Below are 18,636 nucleotides of genomic sequence, written 5' to 3'. Positions count from 1 at the left end.
CCATGCCCATGCCTTCTTCGACCCCACGCACCGTACTGGTCACTGGCGCTGCCAAGCGCCTGGGCCGGGTGATTGCGCTCGGGCTGGCCCGCCATGGCTGGCAGGTGGCGGTGCACTACCGGGGATCGGCCGCCGAGGCCGCGCAGACCGCTGCCGAGTGCGCCGCGCTGTCGGGCCTGAGCGGCCATTTTGACGCCGATTTCGACGATGAGGCCGCGGTGCGCGGCCTGCTGCCCCGGGTGGTAGCCCATTTCGGCCAGGTCGATGCGGTGGTCAACAGCGCCTCGCTGTTCGAGCATGATGGCGCCGCCGACTTTGGCTATGCCGGGCTGGAGCGCCATCTGCGCAGCAACACGGCCGCGCCCATCGTGCTGGCCCAGCTGCTGCACCAGCATATCTGCCAGCGGGGCGATGAGGCCCAGGGTGTGGTGGTGAACCTGCTCGACCAGAAGCTCTGGAACATGAACCCCGACTTTGTCAGCTACACCTTGAGCAAGGCGGCGCTGGAAGCGGCCAACACCTTGCTGGCCCAGGCGCTGGCGCCGCGCCTGCGGGTAGTCGGTGTGGCCCCGGGCTTGACCTTGACCAGCGACTACCTGAGCGCCGAGAAGTTCGAGGCCCTGCACCGCATGAGCCCGCTGGGGCGCTCATCCACGGCAGACGATGTGGCCGCCACCGTGCGCTTTGCGCTGGACAACAGCTCCATCACCGGCACCAGCCTGCTGGTGGACGGCGGCCAGCACCTGATGCGGTTTGACCGCGATTTTTCGATGATGTAGCGATTCTTCGCTGCCTTGCTGTTTTTATGACGACATTTGACACCGGGTTGCAAACCCTGAGCTTGACGGGCCTGCGTTTTGATGCCAATTTAGGCATCCTCGCCCACGAGAAGACTGCGCCGCAACCCATCTTGGTGGATGCGGAAATCAACATGGGCCAGCAGCCGCTGGCGCCCAGTGATGACGACATCATGCATGTGCTGGACTACCGCAAGGTGCGCCAGATCATCATCGATGAATGCACGGCCGAGCATGTCAACCTGCTCGAGACCCTGATCGGCAAGGTCGCCCAGCGGCTGATGCAGTTGCCCAATGTGCGTGGCGTTCGCGTGAAGATCGCCAAGCTAGAGATTTTTGACGATTGCGAAGTTGCAATCCGCACCGAAACCGGACAATGGTGAACCTATGAACGCCCCCACCGATACCGCACTCCTCCAGCCCCAACCCACCGCCGCGACCGGTTGGGACTTTGACGACGCCGCCAGCGACGATGCGCAGGCATCGGCTAACAACGAAAAGCGGGTGAAGATCCAGCGCGAGAACCACAAGCTGGAAAAGCGCCTGTGCCGTGAGGTGGCGCGCGCCATTGGCGACTACAACATGATCGAGGACGGCGACAAGGTGATGGTCTGCATGTCCGGCGGCAAGGACAGCTACACCCTGCTCGACATCCTGATGAAGCTGCGCGCCCGCGCTCCCATCAAGTTCGACCTGGTGGCCGTGAACCTGGACCAGAAGCAGCCCGGCTTTCCCGAGCATGTGCTGCCCGAGTACCTCAAAAGCGTGGGGGTCGATTTCCACATCGAGAACCAGGACACCTACAGCGTCGTCAAGCGTGTGGTGCCCGAGGGCAAGACCACCTGCGGTCTGTGCTCGCGCCTGCGCCGCGCCATTTTGTACAAGGTGGCCGACCAGCTGGGCTGCAACAAGGTGGCCCTGGGCCACCACCGCGACGACATCGTGCAGACCTTGATGCTCAATATGTTCCACGGCGGCATCATGAAGGCCATGCCCCCGAAGCTGGTGAGCGACGACGGCAAGCATGTGGTGATCCGCCCGCTGGCCTATGTGCCCGAGAAGGACACCGAACGCTGGGCCCAGTACCGCGACTTCCCCATCATCCCCTGCAACCTCTGCGGCAGCCAGGAAAACCTGCAGCGCCAGATGATTGGCGACATGCTGCGCGAGTGGGACCGCAAGCACCCCGGCCGTGTGAACAACATGTTCCGCGCGCTGCAGCATGTGGTGCCCACCCACCTGGCCGACCCCAAGCTGTTCGATTTCCAGAACGCCAAGCCCACCGGCATCGCCGATGAAAACGGCGACAAGGCCTTCGACCACGACGACCTGCCCAGCAACCCCTCGCTGCCTGCCGGCATGCAGGTGGTGCAATTGGGCTGATCCACGTTTGCTTGAGCCATGCAGCCCTGCTTGTCGCCCCTGACTGACAGCCGCTGCCGCTCCAAGCGTTTATCGTTGAGCGCATGCGCTGTGTCCTTATGGCGCAGCGCTTTTTTTTCGGGAGACGGCACCATGTTCCTATCTTTTGACCGGGCGGCCCTGCCAGGCATGCCCCAGTGGCGTCGTATCGCCGGTATCGCAGCGATGGCCTGCGCCAGCCTCTGGCTGGCCGGTTGCGCCGGCGTGCGCACCATCGACAGCGATGTGCAAAGCTACTCCACGTTGCAGCAAGTGCCCGCGCCGCCGACCTACCGGCTGCAGTTGCTGCCGTCCCAGGTTGCACTGGGGCCACAATTTGATACCGTCGTGCAACAGGCCGAGGCTTCTTTGGCCGGAGTGGGCCTGCGCCGCGACGACCGCCAGGGCAGCGTGATCGCGCAGATCGACGTACAAGCTCGTTACATTCCCGACAGCTGGCTGCTGCCCGGCAGCCCCTATAACCCCTATGGCGGTTTGGGCTGGGGCCCCGGCTGGGGTTGGGGCTGGCGCGGTGGCATCGCCTGGCGCGACACCGGCCCCTCGCTGCACTACCGCGCCGTGCAGCTGACCTTGCGCGATGTCCAGACCCAGCAGGTGGTCTATGAGACCTCGGCCCGCTACGAGGATGTCTGGGTCGATGACCAGGTGATCTACCGCATCTTGTTCGACTCGGCACTCAACGGCTTTCCCAAGCCACCGCAAGGCCCGCGCCGCGTCAGCACCACGGTCGGCGCGCCCGCCGCCGCCCAGCCCGCATCCACTCCAGCTGCAGCCGCTGCACCTGCCACTCCCGCTAAGCCCGCTGCCAAACCCCAATAACAAGGAACGCATGCACAGCACCCAGATCATTGCCATTCGCCACGGGGAGACCGATTGGAACCTTGCCGCTCGCATCCAGGGCCATACGGACATACCGCTGAACGCCACCGGCGAGCGCCAGGCCCGGCAGCTGGCCCAGGCGCTGGCCGAGACCCCGCTGGCCCATATCTACAGCAGTGATCTGCAGCGCGCATTCAGCACCGCCCAGGCGCTGGCGCAGGCCAATGGCGCGCCGCTCGCCACCCACCGCGCCTTGCGCGAGCGCAGCTTTGGCGACTATGAAGGCTCCCGCTTTGCCGACATCGAGGTCTCGGACCCGCCGTCGGCCCTGCGCTGGCGCAAGCGTGACCCGGTCTTTGCCCCGCCCCAGGGCGAATCACTCCAAGCGCTGCAGGCGCGCGTGGCCCAGGTCGTGGCCGAACTGGCCGCCAGCCATCTGGGCCAGCAGATCGCGCTGGTGGCCCATGGCGGCGTGCTCGATTGCCTCTACCGCCTGGCCACGCGCCAGGACATCCAGGCCCCCCGTACCTGGGAGTTGGCCAATACCAGCGTCAACCGCCTGCTGTGGACACCGGACAGCGGCCTGACCCTGGTGGGCTGGGGCGACACCAGCCACCTGCAGACCGTCGGCTTGGACGAAACGCTCTAACAGCGGCTGCAAGCCGCCGCCCTTCGGGCCGGACTCTGCCTCCTCCCTCCACTTTTTGTGACTTTTTTGCATCAGCTCCCCCTGCATGGTGGCCACCATGCGGGCGGCCGTCTGCATGCCGCACCAATGTCGCCCAGGGCCCTGTGCGATGACACAAACAAATGAAACGCAATGCTTCATAGAGCCGATAAAATACCAAGGTATGTCAGCGTTCACTCCAACCTCTGGTGATCAAGTGACATTTAATTACTTTTAGAATTCACTAATTGCTTGATCATTATTAATAGTAGTGCGACCATCTATAGACGAGTTCAATGACTCCTCTGTTAGATTACTAAAAAGGTATTGACCGTTATATGCCAGACGCCGAGCTGACCCGAAAACCCCTGCCGACGCCCTCCCTGCGCCAGCTGAGCTGCTTCAAGGAAGTAGCGACGCACCGCAGCTTCAGCCGTGCCGCGCAGGCGCTGTCCATGAGCCAGCCCGCACTGTCTTCGGCCATCCGTGAGCTGGAGACGCTGCTGGGCACCGCCTTGTTTGACCGCAGCACCCACCATGTCCGCCTGACGTCGGCCGGCGAAGCCGTGCGCCCGCAGGTGGAATGGATGATCAACAACTTTGTGCAAGGCGTGCAGGATCTGCAGCAGTTGCTCAAATACCAGGCCGACACCGTGCGCATCAGCTGCATCCCCTCCACTACCCACCTGCTGGCGCCGTGGCTCGCCATCTGGCAGCAGTCCCACCCGATGGTGGACCTGCAGCTGCACGACATGCGCAATGACGACCTGCTGGCCTCGGTGGCCAATGGCAGCTCGGACATCGGCCTGGGCCTGGAGTTCACCGTGCCCCCGTCGGTGGAGACACAGTTCGTGACCGAGGACGAGGTCATGGCCGTCATCCCCGCCAAGCACCGCCTGGCACAAAAGACCGATCTGCGCTGGTCAGACCTCAGCGATGAGCCGCTGGTCGTGCTCTCGCGCGGCAGCACCTACGAGATGATTGTCTCGGTGCTGGAGCAGCAAGGCGTGGGCACCAGCCACACCGAGACGCTGAGCTATACCGAGTCGCTCTACGCGCTGGTGCAAAGCGGCCTGCGCATCGGCCTGCTCTCGCGCCTGTACACGCAGGGCCACCAAAGCGATGACTGGGTGACCGTGCCGCTCAAAGGCCCCTTGCTGTCGCGCCGCATCTGCCTGATGACGCGCGCAGCCAATGGCAGCCGCCGCGCCATCGTGCAGGAATGCTGGGACTACCTCTGCGAGAACATGGGCAACGAATCGCCGCCCACCAAGCGCGCCGCCAAGGCCGCTTGAATCGGCGCCCAGCGGGGCCACGCGCCCCTGTCTGGCACCAAACGCTAAAGCCCCAGCAAAAGCCCCATCGATGGGGCTTTACGTTTTACACCAATGCCGCCTGTCCAGGCCCGCCGCCCACCAGACCCAGGTGGCGGTAAGCCGCCTGGGTGGCCATCCGGCCGCGCGGTGTGCGTTGCAAAAAGCCCTGCTGGATCAAATACGGCTCGATCACATCCTCGATCGTGCCGGGCTCCTCGCCAATGCTGGCGGCAATATTGTCCAGCCCCACCGGCCCGCCATCAAAGCGGTGCACCACCGCTTCGAGCAGCTTGCGGTCCATGATGTCAAAGCCCAGGGGATCGACATCCAGCATGGCCAGCGCGCGGCTGGCCATCTCCTGCGTGATGCGGCCATTGCCTTTGACATCGGCGTAATCGCGCACCCGGCGCAGCAAGCGGTTGGCAATACGGGGCGTGCCGCGTGAGCGGCGTGCAATCTCCAGCCCGCCTTCGTCATCGATGGGTGTGTTCAGCAAGCCGGCGCTGCGCATCACGATCTTGGTCAGCTCTTCGGTGGTGTAGAACTCCAGGCGCGCGACGATGCCAAAGCGGTCGCGCAGCGGGTTGGTGAGCATGCCCGCGCGCGTGGTGGCCCCCACGAGGGTGAAGGGCTGCAGATCCAGCTTGATGGAGCGCGCAGCCGGCCCTTCGCCGATCATGATGTCGATCTGGTAGTCCTCCAGCGCCGGGTAGAGGATTTCCTCGACCACCGGCGAGAGGCGGTGGATCTCGTCAATGAAGAGCACATCGTTGCGCTCCAGATTGGTCAGCAGCGCCGCCAGGTCCTTGGGCTTTTCCAGCACCGGGCCGCTGGTCTGGCGCAGGTTCACCCCCAACTCCGAGGCGATGATGTGCGAGAGCGTCGTCTTGCCCAGGCCAGGCGGGCCAAACAACAGCACATGGTCCAGTGCCTCGCTGCGCTTTTTGGCCGCGCCAATGAAGATCTCCAGCTGCTCGCGCGCCTTGACCTGGCCCACATACTCCTGGAGCTGCTTGGGGCGCAGCGCGCGCTCGAGCACCTCCTCCTGCGGCGAGGACTGGCTCGCGGAAATCACGCGGTTGTCAGGGCGGGGGACTGGCGCAGCGGCGAAGGAATCGGTATGGATAGTCATGGATCAGTGCAGGCATGGCCAGGGAGGTGTGCAGCGCATCCCTAAGGCGCATCCCACACATAATAAGCCAGTCCGTCATACAAAAGCCCCGCATTGGCCAGCCAGGCATCGCGCGCCTGCACTTGCAGGCTGTAGAGGTGCACCCCCGGCACATACTGGTAGGCGCGGTAGACGGCCTCCACCCCGTCACCGGGCTGCGCGGGCGACCACCAGGCAATGCCGTCGTAGTTCCAGCTGGGGTGGTAGGTCTGCACAAACTGCCGCTCGGCATCGCTGGTGGTGTAGAAATGGGCGACGACCTCGGGGTTGAAATAGCGGTGAACGGGCACCAGGCGGGCATGTGCGCGGCCTGCGGCATAGAACGCAACGCCGTCAAAGACCAGCTCGTTGGGGAAGCTCGTGATCACATAGTCACGCTCAGAGGCAGACAAGGTATAGAACTCCCCGCCCGAGCGCAGCACCAGGAAGCGGTAGACGGGCATGTGCATATCGCTGTTCATCGCCTTGTCGGCCCCCAGCCAAGCCGCAAAGCTGGCGATAGCCTGGTCCAGCCGGCCATAGACGACACGGCCATCCTTGGCAGGGCACCAGTTGTCACCGCCCGTCAGCGTACCGGTCACGCGGCCATTGACAAACAGGGCCGAACCGCTGGAGCCCGCCTCGATACCGCCCTGGCTCCAAAGCACCCGGTAAAAGCCCCCATCGGCTTGGGCCTGCGGAGCGCAGTCCAAGGTGCGGCCCACATAGTCCACCGCGCACACCGCATCGTCCTGCAGCTTGCCCGATGACAGCATCATCAAGTCGCCACGCGGATGGTGCAGCCCGGCCACCGCAACGCCCCAGGGCTGGGTGGACGCATCCCAGCCGGCAAACAAGGCGCCTGCTGGCGGCGCCTCATCCAGCTGCAGCAAGGTCATGTCATTGCCGATGCCTGTGGCCAGCCAGCGCGCCGCGCTGTAGCGCTCGGCATGGCCGGCAAACAGCTGCTGGCTGCCGCAGGACTGCGAGTAGTAGAACCAGGAGGTCTGCAAGGTCGATGCCGTCGCCTGGTCCCGCACACAGTGGGCGGCAGTCAGCACATAGGGTGTCAGGTCCTGACGTGGGTTGTTGAGCAAGGTGCCTGTGCACTGGAAAGTGCGCGCCTGGCTCACATAGACCATGCGGATCACGGCATCACGCTGGTCCAGCAACGCAGTCTGGCAATTCACATCCTGCTGGCAGGCATTGGAGAGGCGCTTTTCAGACAACGTGGCCATGTCAGCCGTCTTCAGGGCCTCAGCCACCTGGGGCGGCACGACGATCTGCGAGAGCTGGGGCATGGCCCATTGCAGGCTGCTGGTCGCCAACGCGGCGGGCAGCAGGATCTCCAGCACGGGCGTGGGCCCCACATCGGGCGTCCACCAGGTGCGCTGGCCCGTCTGCGCATCGGCAGCCAGGCCCTCGAGCAGTGCAGCGCCGGTCACTTCGTAGCTGGCAGCGGCATCGGGCGATGCATAGAGCCGGAACACCGCCATCGGCGGCAAGGCGGCAAACTCCAGACCCAGACGCAGCCCATAGGCATCGTCCGCCCGCCATTGCAAGGCGGCCACCTGCTGGCCTGATGGCAGGGTTCGCCACTGCAACAGACGCGCGACTTTGTCGGCCGTATCCAGGGTATCCAGCGCGCGCGCCACGCCAATCTGGCGGACGCCGCCCTCATCGGGGGCCAGCGCCTTGCTGTCCTGCCAGGGCGGCAGCACGATGGGCACCACAGCCATCGCCGAGAGCGCCACCGCATCCTTGGCCTCCACAGCGCTGGGGCTGGCTGGCATCCTGCGCGCATCGACCTGCCAACTGGCCTGGGCCCAACCACAGCTGCCAGCCACGATGAGCGCAGTGACCCAACGCAGCCCCTCACCAGAAAGCGCCGAACTCCAGCTGGACACAATGCGACAAGACATGATGGACTCCTCGCGGTTGCAACAAGAAAAGCGCCACCGATCAACACAAACTACTGACCGGATACAACCAATCTAGAGCAAGCACTTACATCAAGCAAGCCTATCGACTAGTACAAAAACAAAACATTGGTTAACTGCGCAAAGAAAAGGGCCGGCAAACCGGCCCTGCGAGGGCGGCGGCCGCCCCAGGTGTCAGCGATCAGTTGCCCAGCCACCGCGAGGCCCCGTCCGCAAAAAACTTGTCAAAGCGGCCGTAGTAGCTGAGGCCCCGTGGCGCCTGGCAGCGGCTGGAGCCGCCATACAGGGTGCCAATGACGCGGCCATCACTGAACAGCGCAGATCCACTGCTGCCGCCCTCAGTCCTCCCCTGGCGCCAGCTGACGCTGTAGAAGCCGCCATTCGCATCTCCCCCACTACAGCTGAAGGTGGAGCTGCCGGTGGACTGGCAGCGGGCATGGTCCGCTACGGCGCCCACGCTGTACTTGAGCAGGTCGCCACCGGGATGGTGCAGACCGTAGATGGCCTGGCCCTTGGGGGCCAGATTTGTTGCATCCCAGCCAGCATAGTCCACCCCTGCCGGAGGCATCTCGTTGAGCCGGAGCAATGCAGAATCTGTCGTGGCCGTGGCGTGCAGCAAGGTGGCACCTGCGCTGCGCCGGGCGCTTTGGGCACTCGGCACGCCGGAATTGCAACTGCTGGCGTGGTAGAACCAGCGGGTCTGCAGCGTCGAGGCTACCGATTGGGTAGAGATACAGTGGTTGGCCGTCAGAAAGTAAGGCACAAAATCCGCCTTGGGGTTGTTCAGCAAGGTGCCGGTGCACAGGTAGGACTGGCCGCTTTCCTGGGTGTAGACCATCTGTGCCACGGCATTGCGCTCGGTCTGGTAGTTGCTGGTGCAGGACACATCCATGCGGCAACTCTCCAGCGGATCGGCTTCGGTGGCTCCTGCCGGGTCCATGTCGGCCGCTCCCACGGTGGGCACTTCCACATCGGTGGGCAAGGACAGGTTGTAGAAGATGTGCGAAACCCGGGGGATCGAGATCCGCAATGCCTCCGCGGGCATCCCTGCGGGCAGCACGACTTCGACGGTGGTGTCGCCCGCACCCACATCGGGCGTCCACCAGGTGCTGGCAGGCGCGCCGCTCTCGCCCCCGCCCTGGTTCTGCGCCAGCAGTGCATTGATCTGCGCGCCACTGCGCTCGATGATCGCTGCGGGATGCTCCTGGCTGTAGATGCGCAGCAGCGCGCCATCGGGCAGCTGCTCCACCAGCACACCAGCACGCAGGCCATAGGCACCCATAGCCTGGATATTGATGGCCGCCACTTGCTGCCCACTGGGCAGCGCCGTCCACTGCATGGCCGACTGGGTTTGCGCCACCGATGCGGTGGCATCCACGGCGCGTGCGGCGCCAATCTGCAGCGCCGGGCCGCTCGCCTCCTCGGCAGCCATGGACTCTTGCATTTCCAGCTCGGGCAGCACCACAAAATGCGTTTGCACCCGAGCGCCTAAAGGCACTGGCACCAGGAGAGACGATTCGACGGCGGACTCCGGCAATACCACCGGATCCAGGATATAGGTCGTAGGCTGGGCCACCACCATGCCGGAGGTCCATAACAGACCGAGCACTGCATGTTTTGGGTATCTCATGATGGATTCACTCCAAGTCAAAATGCCATTCAAAAGCCTGCAAATCACCGAATTGCGGTTTGCATTTTTATTTTGAAGATATCCAAGTGAGCAGACACCTACAAAGGTAAAGCAAATATCGACCAGTAACAGCAAGAGGGCGACGAATCTCTCCCATACCCTCTACGCCATAGGCCCACAAAATGAAACTCATCCACCAATATTATTTATTATTCCTTTCATCCGATATTAATAAAATCCAGACCCTATTCGCTTGGCACAGCAAGCCAAAGAATGCCTATATTTACTCGCTTTCTGACAAAGTGAGTGGTGTTATTGAAATCCTTTTATTAAAACCGGAGATTTACAAATGCGCTCTCATGCAGCAGGTTGAGTTTCCTCAGAGGAACATCGCATACCAGGGACAAAAATTTAATCCGCCTTGGTATTGATGAATTCCGCAAGCGGGGCCGCTTCTCGGTACTGATGCAATGGCCCTACATTGCAGCAGGCCGGTGGATATCTGCAGACCGGAAACCACTCCCCCAGACGTAAAAAAACCTGCCGTTTGACGGGCAGGTTTGTCAGCGCTGGAAGGCTTGCGGCACAAGAGCCGCAATCAGCGGTGCAGCGGTCAGCTGGCCAGCCAGCTCCAGATGCGGTCGCTGAACACCTTGTCAAAGCGGCCGTAGTAGTCGGACGCATTGGGCGCCAGGCAGCTGGCGCCGCCACCGTAGAGGTTACCGACCACGCGGCCATTGCGGAACAGCGAAGAGCCGCTGCTGCCGCCCTCGGTCGTGCCCTGGCTCCAGCGCACGCTGTAGAAGCCGCTGTTCGAGTCACCGGTGCTGCAGGTGATGGAGGTGCCACTGCCTGCGGTGCAGTTCATATAGCCCACGACCGCGCCCACGCTGTACTTGAGCAGGTTGCCGCCAGGGTGGTGCAGGCCATAGACGGCATCACCCACTTGGCCAGCGGTGCGTGCATCCCAGCCCGCCAGGGTCACGCCAACAGGAGGCATTTCATTGAGCTTGAGCAGCGCCGAATCGGTGGTGCTGGTGGCGTAGAGCAAGGTCGCGCCGGCACTGCGCAGTGCGGCATTGGCGCCCGGCACGCCGGAGTTGCAGCTGCTCGAGCGGTAGAACCAGGACGTCTGCATCGACGAGGCCGAGGACTGGGTCGAGATGCAGTGGTTGCCGGTGATGAAGTACGGAGCAAAGTCACCCTTGGTATTGTTCAGCAAGGTGCCGGTGCACAGGTAGGACTTGCCGTCCGAGCGGGTGAACACCATGCGGGCCACCGCATTGCGCTCGGTCTGGTAGTTGTTGGTGCAGGTGGCATCCAGGTTGCAGGCGGCCGAGGTGTCGGCCTTGGCCGCGTCTGCCAGCTCGGCCTCGGTGGGCAGCGACAGGTTCTGGTAGATGTGCGAGACCACGGGGATCGAGATGCGCAGTGCATCGGCGCCGGTGCCGGCTGGCAGCACCACTTCGAGCGTGGTATCGCCTGCGCCTACATCGGGCGTCCACCAAGTGTTAGCAGCCGCACCGGTCTCACCCGCCTTGCGGTTTTGCGCCAGCAGCGCATTCACCTCAGCACCGCTGCGCTCGACGATCGCATTGGGGTGTTCCTGGCTGTAGACGCGCAGCTGCGCGCCATCGGGCAGGCTGTCCACCAGCACGCCGGCGCGCAGGCCATAGGCGCCGGTCGATTGGATGTTGATGGCTGCGACCTGCTGGCCATTGGCCAGCGTGCTCCACTGCAGGGCCGACTGGGTCTGGGCCACTGTGCTGGTGGCCGCCACCGCGCGTTGCGTGCCGATCTGCTGGGCCGGGCCGTTATCGCTGGCCACGGTCTTTTCCGCTTCCAGCTCGGGCAGCACCACAAAGCGGGTCTGCACCGCAGCGCCCAAGGATGCAGGCGCCACTGCAGCCGATTTGATGGCCGATGCGGGCAGCACGACCGAGTCCAGCACATAGGCCGTGGGCTGGGTCACATTGCCGTTGTCGTCGTCGGAACCGGAGCCGCCGCCGCAGCCCGCCAAGGCCAGGGCCGCAGCCACGCCGGTAGTCCACAACAGACCGGGCACTGCATACTTGGGATATTTCATGGATTCGTCCACTCCGTGTTGGTTGGTATAGATGGTGATATCCGGCCGGGCTGCTGCCCGGCCGCCTCTGCGCGGGCTATTTTGCCAGTGCTTTCAGCGCCTGCTTGATACCGTCGGTTACGCTGATGTCGGCAGGTAACAGTTTCAGAGCGGCAGCCGCATCCTTGTCGCTGTAACCCAGGGCCACCAGCGCTTGCAAAATGTCGACCTGAGCATCGCTGGTGGCAGCGGCCCTGGCACCCATGTCCGCGCCCAGCTTGCCTTTGAGCTCCAGCAACAGGCGCTCGGCGGTCTTCTTGCCGATGCCCGGCACCTTCACCAGGCGCCCCGCTTCCTGCAAGGACACGGCCTGCGCCAGATCGCTCACGCCCATGCCGCTCAGGATGGACAGCGCCGTGCGCGGGCCCACGCCGGTGATCTTGATCAGCTCGCGGAAAGTCTGGCGCTCCTCGGCCGTGCCAAACCCGTACAGCAGCTGCGCATCCTCACGCACGATAAACTGCGTCAGCAGCGTGATGGTGTCGCCCACGGCTGGCAGGTTGTAGAAGGTGCTCATGGGCACCTGCACCTCATAGCCCACACCATGGCAATCCACCAGTACTTCGGGTGGGTTCTTTTCCACCAGGGTTCCGCTCAATCGGCCTATCATTTGTATCTTTCCTTGTAGCTTGTGTGCGGCCGCCCTGTGTGCGTCGCTTGCCGCCTGCAAGCATACTGAATTTTTCACTGGAATTTACCGCGTGATCCTGCGCCACACCTTTACGCCCCACAACAACAACCGCATTGCCCACCTCTGCGGACCGGCCGATGCGCATCTGCGCCAGATCGAGAACCACATGGGCGTCAAGATTGCCCACCGCCACGAGCAGTTCAAGATCGACGGCCCCAAGGCCGTGGCCAACGACGCGCTGGAGCTGCTCGAGGCGCTGTACGAGATGGCCGATACGCCCATCAGCGAAGACCAGATCCAGCTAATGATGGCCGGCGACAGCGAGCTGATGGCCGCGCCCGAGGGCGCCATCGTGCTGAACACGCGCCGCGCCGACCTGCGCGCGCGCACGCCCAACCAGGCCGGCTACCTGGAGAACATCGCTGCGCACGACATCACCTTTGGCATTGGCCCGGCCGGCACCGGCAAGACCTACCTGGCCGTGGCCTGCGCCGTCGATGCGCTCGAGCGCAGCCAGGTGCAGCGCATTGTGCTGACCCGGCCCGCCGTCGAAGCCGGCGAGCGCCTGGGCTTTCTGCCCGGTGACCTGTCGCAGAAGGTCGACCCCTACCTGCGCCCGCTCTACGACGCGCTCTACGACCTGATGGGCTACGACAAGGTGCAAAAGGCCTTTGAGCGCAATGCCATCGAGATCGCGCCGCTGGCCTTCATGCGCGGCCGCACGCTCAACAACGCCTTCATCATCCTGGACGAGGCCCAGAACACCACGCCCGAGCAGATGAAGATGTTCCTCACCCGCATCGGCTTTGGCGCCAAGGCCGTGGTCACTGGCGACGTGAGCCAGATCGACCTGCCCAAGGGCCAGTTGAGCGGCCTGATCGACGCCGAGCGCGTGCTCAAGCGCGTCAAGGGCATTGCGGTCAACCGCTTTACCAGCGCCGATGTGGTGCGCCACCCGCTGGTCGCGCGCATTGTGGACGCCTACGACAAGCAGCGCCGCCCCGCGCGCGAAGACTGAGCCCCGCCCGCACACCCCACCTGTGCCACCCCGCCGATAAAAACCATATGGCATTGAACCAACTCACCCTCTCGCTGCAATTTGCCCGTTTTGACGGCGTGGCCGAGCACCGCGCCGCCCTGCCCCGCAGCCAGGTGACGCGCTGGATTCGCCACGCGCTGGCCGATGATGCCGAGATCACCGTGCGCATTGTCGATACCGAAGAAGGCCAGGCACTGAACCGCGAGTACCGCCAAAAGGACTACGCCACCAATGTGCTGACCTTTGACTACCAGCAGGAGCCCACCGTGCTGGCCGACCTGGTGCTCTGCGCGCCCGTGGTGGCGCGTGAGGCCCAGGAGCAGAACAAGTCGCTGCAGGAGCACTATGCCCACCTGCTGGTGCATGGCACTTTGCACGCCCAGGGCTGGGACCATGAAACCAGCGAGCAGGATGCCGAAGAGATGGAAGCCTACGAGACGGCCATCATGCAAGAGCTGGGCTTTACCGATCCGTACCAGAAGTAAGGCACGGGGCCCGCTGCCCGGCCATTGGGCGCGCCCGCCTCAAGGCAATGATGACTTTTGAGCGACTAATCCAGCCGCTTCTTCGCGCCATTACTACCTAGAATCCTCCTCATAAAGGCCGCGCTGGCTGCGAAACCCCGCAACCGCAGGCGCATAACAGGAGGAGACATGCTTGACACCGCCATCTTGCTGGCCGCTGCCCTGGTGGCCGGCGCGCTCAATGCCGTCGCCGGAGGCGGCAGTTTTCTGACCCTGCCTACGCTGGTGTTTACCGGTGTGCCGCCGGTCGTTGCCAATGCCACAGGCACGGTCGCGCTGCTGCCGGGCTATGCGGCTGGCGCCTGGGGCTTCAAGGACGATATGCAGGCCCCACCCGGCCTGTCGATGAAGGCGGTGATGCTGCTGGCGCTCGTCGGCGGCGCAGCCGGGGCTGCCTTGCTGCTGGTCACCCCCGAGGCCGCCTTCCGCAAGATTGTGCCCTGGCTGCTGCTGGCAGCGACTGCCATGTTTGCCTTTGGCCCGCAGCTGCGCCGGTGGGCCATGGGCGCGCAGCACGGCGCCACGCCCTCACGCAGCAAGGCCGCGCTGGGCATGCTGGCCGTCTCCATCTATGGCGGCTACTTCAATGGCGGCCTGGGCATCTTGCTGCTCGCGCTGCTGGGCTTGCTGGGCCAGACCAACCTGCATGCAATGAATGGCACCAAGAACCTGGTCTCCGCACTGCTGACCGCCATTGCCGTCGCCATCTATGCCGCTGGCGGCGTCGTGCAGTGGCAGCCCGCCTTGCTGATGATGGTCGCTGCCACCTTGGGCGGCTACCTGGGCGCCCGGGTGGCGCGCAAGATTGCGCCGCAGTGGCTACGTGCCGGCATTGTGCTGACGGGCTTGGTGATGGCGGTGCTGTTTTTCTTGAAAGCCTAACCGGCCGTGCCTAGCCGGGGGCGCCTAGCTGGCCGCACCTAGCCGGCCGCACCTAGCCGGCTGCACCTGCCCTCGGCGCCTTGATCACCTCGATCAGCGCATCCAGCGCCGCCGAGCGGCTTTGCGGGTGCCAGACAAAGGCCCCGGCGGTCAGCGCCGTCTGGCCATGGTTGCTGTGCAGCGGCACATAGCGCACACCGGCCATGCCGGCGCGCTGCATGCAAGAGGGCACCAGCGCCACGCCCTGGCCAATGGCGACCAGCGAAATAACCGCCAGCCACTGGCGCACCGCATGGCTGGTGCGCGGGTGGATGCCGGCGTTGTGCAGGCAGGCGATCACATTGTCGTAATTGGCCGGGCTGACATCGCGCACAAACATCACAAAGCGCTCATGCGCGAGGCTGCGCAGGTCCAGGCTGGCTTGCTGGGCCTGGGGGTGGTTTTCCGGCAGGCAGCAAACGAGGGTATCGGGCGCCAGCGGCCACAGCTCCAGCCCCGGCGCGGGCGTGATGATGTTGACAAAGCCGCCTTGGAGCTGGCCGCGCAAAATCGCCGCCTGCTGCTCGGTGGTGGACATCTCGTGCAAGGTGATGTCGATATCGGGCCGCTGCTGGGCAAAGGCCTGCATCACATGGGGCAGGTCGCGGTAGATCATCGAGCCGGTCACGCCAATATCGAGCTGGCCCTGGCGCCCCTGGGCCACATTGCGCGCCACGTCCGCGGCGCGCTGGATCTGGCTGAGCACCTGGCGCGCCTCGATCAAAAAGGCGGCGCCGGCATCGGTCAGCCGCACCTGCTTGGCATCGCGCTCCAGCAGCCGCACGCCCAGGTCCTCTTCCAGCGATTTGATGGCCACCGACAGCGGCGGCTGGGTGATGGCCAGGCGCTGGGCGGCGCGGCCAAAATGCAGCTCCTCGGCCAGCACCACAAAATAACGCAGCAAATGGGTCTTCATCTGCGTATCATGCCCCAGCCAGTGCGGGCTGGCCGCACGGCGAGGGGCATGGCCCGGCAGCGCACTGCGCATGGCGCCGCCTAGTAGGACTTGGGCAGGCCCAGCACCTTCTCTGCGATAAAGCACAGAATCAGCTGCGGGCTCACCGGCGCCAGGCGCGGAATCCAGCTCTCGCGCATCAGCCGCTCGACATGGAACTCCTTGGCGTAACCCATGCCGCCATGGGTAAAGATGGCGGTCTCGCAGGCCTTGAAACCCGCCTCCGCCCCCAGGAACTTGGCCGCATTGGCCTCGGCCGCGCAAGGCTGGTGGCGGTCATACAGCCAGGCCGCCTTCATCGCCAGCAAAAAGGCCGCTTCCAGCTCCATCCAGCGCTCGGCCAGCGGGTGCTGGATGCCCTGGTTCTGACCAATCGGGCGGTTGAACACCTCGCGCTCGCGGGCGTACTGCGTGGCGCGGCCCAGCGCGGCGCGGCCCAGGCCAATGGCTTCGCAGGCAATCAGAATGCGCTCGGGGTTCATGCCATGCAGGATGTATTCAAAACCCCGGTTTTCCTCGCCAATGCGGTCCTCTACCGGAATGCGCAGCCCATCGATGAACAGCTGGTTGGTGTCCACGCATTTGCGGCCCATCTTGGCGATCTCATGCACCTCGATCTTGCTGCGGTCAAAGTCGGTGTAGAACAGCGACAGGCCTTCGGTGCCCTTGCATTCCTCCACCGGCTTGGTACGGGCCAGCAGCAAGATCTTGCTGGCCTGCTGCGCGGTAGAGATGAAGACCTTCTGCCCATGCACCACATAGTGGTCGCCATCGCGCACCGCGCGGGTCTTGAGCTTGAGCGTGTTGAGCCCCGTGTTGGGCTCGGTCACGCCAAAGCAGGCCTTGTCCTTGCCGGCAATCAGCGGCGGCAGCATGCGCGCCTTTTGTTCTTCGGTGCCATAGACCACCACCGGGTGCAGGCCAAAGATGTTCATGTGCACCGCAGACGCGCCCGACAGGCCCGCGCCGGTGGCCGAGATCGTGTGCATCATCAAGGCCGCCTCGGTGATGCCCAGGCCGGCCCCGCCATAGGCCTCGGGCATCGCAATGCCCAGCCAGCCGGCATCGGCCAGCGCGCGGTAAAAGTCTTCCGGAAAAGCGCCATCGTTGTCACGGGCATGCCAGTAGTCGGCATCAAACGGCGCACAGACTTTCTCGATGGCATCGATGATCTGTTGCTGCTCTTCGGTCAGGGCGAAATCCATGGTGTTGCGGTCCTCAATATCCAATCAGTGGCGCGGTGCCGTGCACGGCGCAGGTTCACATCGCCGCTCAGGCCGGCCGGCGCACCCGCTCTGGGTTCTCGCCATAGGGCGGGCTGTAGATCACCAGCAGCTTGGCCGGCGTGTCGCTGGTGGTCTGGAAGATATGCATCTTGTCGGCCGGGAAAAAACAGGTATCGCCCGGCAGCATCTCAAAGCTCTCGCCCTCCACCTCCACATGGGCCGTGCCCTCCAGCAGGTAGCAGGCCTGCTCCATGCCGGGGTGGGCATGGGGCAGCGCGCCCCCGCCCTTGGCAATCTCGCCCAGCACCACTTCCATGTGCTGGGCGCCCACATTGGCCTGGCTCACCAGGCGGCGGTTAAAGGTACCGGTATGGTTGGCCGGGCTATAGGCCTCTACCTCGGAGGCACGGATCAGGTAGCGCGAAGTCATCGTGTGGCAATCATCGTGAGTGGAAAGGCAGGCGCTCAGGCAACACAGTGCTTACTGGGCAGGGATATCAGCTTGCTTGACCAGGCGCCCCCAGTACGCCAACTGCTCGCTCACATACTGGGCAAACTCCTGCGGTGTCTTGGTAGGCCAGACTTCAAAGCCAATCTGTTCAAGCTGCTTTTGCACCGCCTCGTCGGCCAGCACGGCCTGCAAGGCGCCATTGATCTTGTTGACCACCTCCGGGGGTGTGCCCGCTGGCGCAAAAATGCCGTTCCAGGAGGTGATGTCAAAGCCTGGCAAGGTCTTGCCGATGGGCGGCACATTGGGGAGGATCTTGCTGCCCTTGGCGGCAGTCACGGCCAGGGTGCGCACCCGGTCGGTCTTGAGCATGCTCCAGCCCGAGCCCAGGTCCACCACATACATCTGCACCTGGTTGCCCATCAGGTCGGTCAGCGCCTGCGGGCTGGACTTGTAGGGCACGCCGACGATGTCGGTCTTGGACAGAAAACGCAGCGTCTCGGACGCCACCAGCGAGGTGCTGTTGGGTGTCGCGTACGAAAGCTTGCCCGGATTGGCCTTGGCGTAGTCGATCAGCGCCTGCACCGAATCGGCCGGCACCGAGGGGTGCACCGCCAGCGCAAACGGCAGCTCGCCGACGCGGGCAATCGGCGTGAAATCCTTGATCGGGTCGTACTTCAGGCTTTTGACCAGCCAGGGGTTGGCCGAATGCGAGGTATTGGTCGTCATGAACAAGGTATAGCCATCGGGCTTGGCCTTGGCCACCAGGCCGGCCGCAATCTGCGCATTGGCGCCCGCGCGGTTGTCCACAATCACCGGTTGCTGCAGGCGCTCCCCCAGCTTCTGGCCCACGGCCCGGGCCACCGCATCGGTGCCGCTGCCAGCGGCGAAGGGCACGATCATCGTGATCGGTGCACTGGGGTAGCTGCCCTGCGCCGCGCTGGCGTAAGCTGCCGTGGTTACGGTGGCGATGGCGGTCAGGGCGAGGGTCGCCCACCATTGGCGTCGTTGCATGCTTTTGTCTCC

The 18,636-nt window shown here is 64.1% G+C and carries 19 protein-coding genes; 10 read left to right on the top strand and 9 right to left on the bottom strand.

Translation table 11 applies throughout. The features are described 5' to 3' along the window. The first annotated feature begins 2 nt into the window (after positions 1 to 2). The 6 genes from WH265_RS15075 (at position 3) to WH265_RS15050 (ending at position 5,000) form a co-directional block, all read left to right on the top strand. Positions 3 to 779 (top strand): SDR family oxidoreductase, encoded by a 777-nt coding sequence (locus WH265_RS15075; protein WP_339534820.1) that lies wholly within the window; start codon positions 3 to 5, stop codon positions 777 to 779. Between the two features lie 26 nt (positions 780 to 805). Then, the gene (locus WH265_RS15070) at positions 806 to 1,180 is read left to right on the top strand and encodes a dihydroneopterin aldolase (RefSeq protein WP_116926667.1); all 375 of its coding nucleotides are present in this window, start codon (positions 806 to 808) and stop codon (positions 1,178 to 1,180) included. Positions 1,181 to 1,184: 4 nt separating this feature from the next. Continuing rightward, complete coding sequence (gene ttcA, locus WH265_RS15065; RefSeq protein WP_445228533.1) at positions 1,185 to 2,180, top strand: tRNA 2-thiocytidine(32) synthetase TtcA; 996 nt, start codon at positions 1,185 to 1,187, stop codon at positions 2,178 to 2,180. A gap of 132 nt (positions 2,181 to 2,312) precedes the next feature. Beyond that, complete coding sequence (locus tag WH265_RS15060) at positions 2,313 to 3,038, top strand: hypothetical protein (RefSeq protein WP_339534817.1); 726 nt, start codon at positions 2,313 to 2,315, stop codon at positions 3,036 to 3,038. 10 nt (positions 3,039 to 3,048) lie between these two features. Further along, positions 3,049 to 3,687, top strand: a complete 639-nt coding sequence (locus WH265_RS15055; RefSeq protein ID WP_021028522.1) for a histidine phosphatase family protein — start codon at positions 3,049 to 3,051, stop codon at positions 3,685 to 3,687. 356 nt (positions 3,688 to 4,043) lie between these two features. Beyond that, positions 4,044 to 5,000: a LysR family transcriptional regulator gene (locus WH265_RS15050; RefSeq protein ID WP_339558808.1), complete on the top strand. Its 957-nt coding sequence runs from the start codon at positions 4,044 to 4,046 to the stop codon at positions 4,998 to 5,000. Positions 5,001 to 5,085: 85 nt separating this feature from the next. On the opposite strand, the gene ruvB is transcribed toward WH265_RS15050, so the two are convergent. From ruvB to WH265_RS15035, 3 genes are all read right to left on the bottom strand, one after another. After that, positions 5,086 to 6,153, bottom strand: a complete 1,068-nt coding sequence (gene ruvB, locus WH265_RS15045) for a Holliday junction branch migration DNA helicase RuvB (protein WP_116926672.1) — start codon at positions 6,151 to 6,153, stop codon at positions 5,086 to 5,088. Between the two features lie 41 nt (positions 6,154 to 6,194). Continuing rightward, positions 6,195 to 8,093 (bottom strand): trypsin-like serine protease, encoded by a 1,899-nt coding sequence (locus WH265_RS15040; RefSeq protein ID WP_339558807.1) that lies wholly within the window; start codon positions 8,091 to 8,093, stop codon positions 6,195 to 6,197. Positions 8,094 to 8,292: 199 nt separating this feature from the next. Beyond that, the gene (locus WH265_RS15035; RefSeq protein ID WP_339558806.1) at positions 8,293 to 9,741 is read right to left on the bottom strand and encodes a trypsin-like serine peptidase; all 1,449 of its coding nucleotides are present in this window, start codon (positions 9,739 to 9,741) and stop codon (positions 8,293 to 8,295) included. Between the two features lie 182 nt (positions 9,742 to 9,923). Here WH265_RS15035 and WH265_RS15030 point away from each other — a divergent pair, with 182 nt between their 5' ends. After that, complete coding sequence (locus tag WH265_RS15030) at positions 9,924 to 10,172, top strand: hypothetical protein (RefSeq protein WP_339558805.1); 249 nt, start codon at positions 9,924 to 9,926, stop codon at positions 10,170 to 10,172. Positions 10,173 to 10,354: 182 nt separating this feature from the next. Here the strand turns inward: WH265_RS15030 and WH265_RS15025 are convergent, their stop codons facing one another. Continuing rightward, positions 10,355 to 11,827 carry a trypsin-like serine peptidase gene (locus WH265_RS15025; RefSeq protein ID WP_339558804.1) on the bottom strand — a complete coding sequence of 491 codons (1,473 nt, stop codon included), beginning with the start codon at positions 11,825 to 11,827 and terminating at the stop codon, positions 10,355 to 10,357. A 76-nt stretch (positions 11,828 to 11,903) separates the two neighbouring features. After that, positions 11,904 to 12,476: a Holliday junction branch migration protein RuvA gene (ruvA, locus tag WH265_RS15020; RefSeq protein WP_312987859.1), complete on the bottom strand. Its 573-nt coding sequence runs from the start codon at positions 12,474 to 12,476 to the stop codon at positions 11,904 to 11,906. A 91-nt stretch (positions 12,477 to 12,567) separates the two neighbouring features. On the opposite strand from ruvA, the gene WH265_RS15015 reads away from it, so the two are divergent. From WH265_RS15015 to WH265_RS15005, 3 genes are all read left to right on the top strand, one after another. Continuing rightward, positions 12,568 to 13,515 (top strand): PhoH family protein, encoded by a 948-nt coding sequence (locus WH265_RS15015; RefSeq protein WP_339558803.1) that lies wholly within the window; start codon positions 12,568 to 12,570, stop codon positions 13,513 to 13,515. 47 nt (positions 13,516 to 13,562) lie between these two features. Then, complete coding sequence (ybeY, locus tag WH265_RS15010; RefSeq protein ID WP_339516400.1) at positions 13,563 to 14,021, top strand: rRNA maturation RNase YbeY; 459 nt, start codon at positions 13,563 to 13,565, stop codon at positions 14,019 to 14,021. A gap of 168 nt (positions 14,022 to 14,189) precedes the next feature. After that, the gene (locus WH265_RS15005) at positions 14,190 to 14,942 is read left to right on the top strand and encodes a sulfite exporter TauE/SafE family protein (RefSeq protein ID WP_339558802.1); all 753 of its coding nucleotides are present in this window, start codon (positions 14,190 to 14,192) and stop codon (positions 14,940 to 14,942) included. A gap of 52 nt (positions 14,943 to 14,994) precedes the next feature. Here WH265_RS15005 and WH265_RS15000 read toward each other — a convergent pair whose 3' ends face one another. From WH265_RS15000 to WH265_RS14985, 4 genes are all read right to left on the bottom strand, one after another. Next, the gene (locus tag WH265_RS15000) at positions 14,995 to 15,897 is read right to left on the bottom strand and encodes a LysR family transcriptional regulator (protein ID WP_052330205.1); all 903 of its coding nucleotides are present in this window, start codon (positions 15,895 to 15,897) and stop codon (positions 14,995 to 14,997) included. Between the two features lie 80 nt (positions 15,898 to 15,977). Further along, positions 15,978 to 17,141, bottom strand: coding sequence for an acyl-CoA dehydrogenase family protein (locus WH265_RS14995; protein ID WP_027011285.1), 1,164 nt, complete (start codon positions 17,139 to 17,141; stop codon positions 15,978 to 15,980). Between the two features lie 67 nt (positions 17,142 to 17,208). Continuing rightward, complete coding sequence (locus WH265_RS14990; protein ID WP_021028533.1) at positions 17,209 to 17,592, bottom strand: cupin domain-containing protein; 384 nt, start codon at positions 17,590 to 17,592, stop codon at positions 17,209 to 17,211. A gap of 51 nt (positions 17,593 to 17,643) precedes the next feature. Then, the gene (locus tag WH265_RS14985; RefSeq protein WP_339558801.1) at positions 17,644 to 18,624 is read right to left on the bottom strand and encodes a Bug family tripartite tricarboxylate transporter substrate binding protein; all 981 of its coding nucleotides are present in this window, start codon (positions 18,622 to 18,624) and stop codon (positions 17,644 to 17,646) included. Positions 18,625 to 18,636 lie beyond the last annotated feature (12 nt).

The sequence above is a fragment of the Comamonas sp. MYb396 genome (assembly GCF_037479555.1).
Taxonomy (GTDB): Bacteria; Pseudomonadota; Gammaproteobacteria; order Burkholderiales; family Burkholderiaceae_C; genus Comamonas.
Note: the sequence above shows the minus strand (reverse complement) of the source record. Positions and strands in the feature narration are given on the sequence as shown.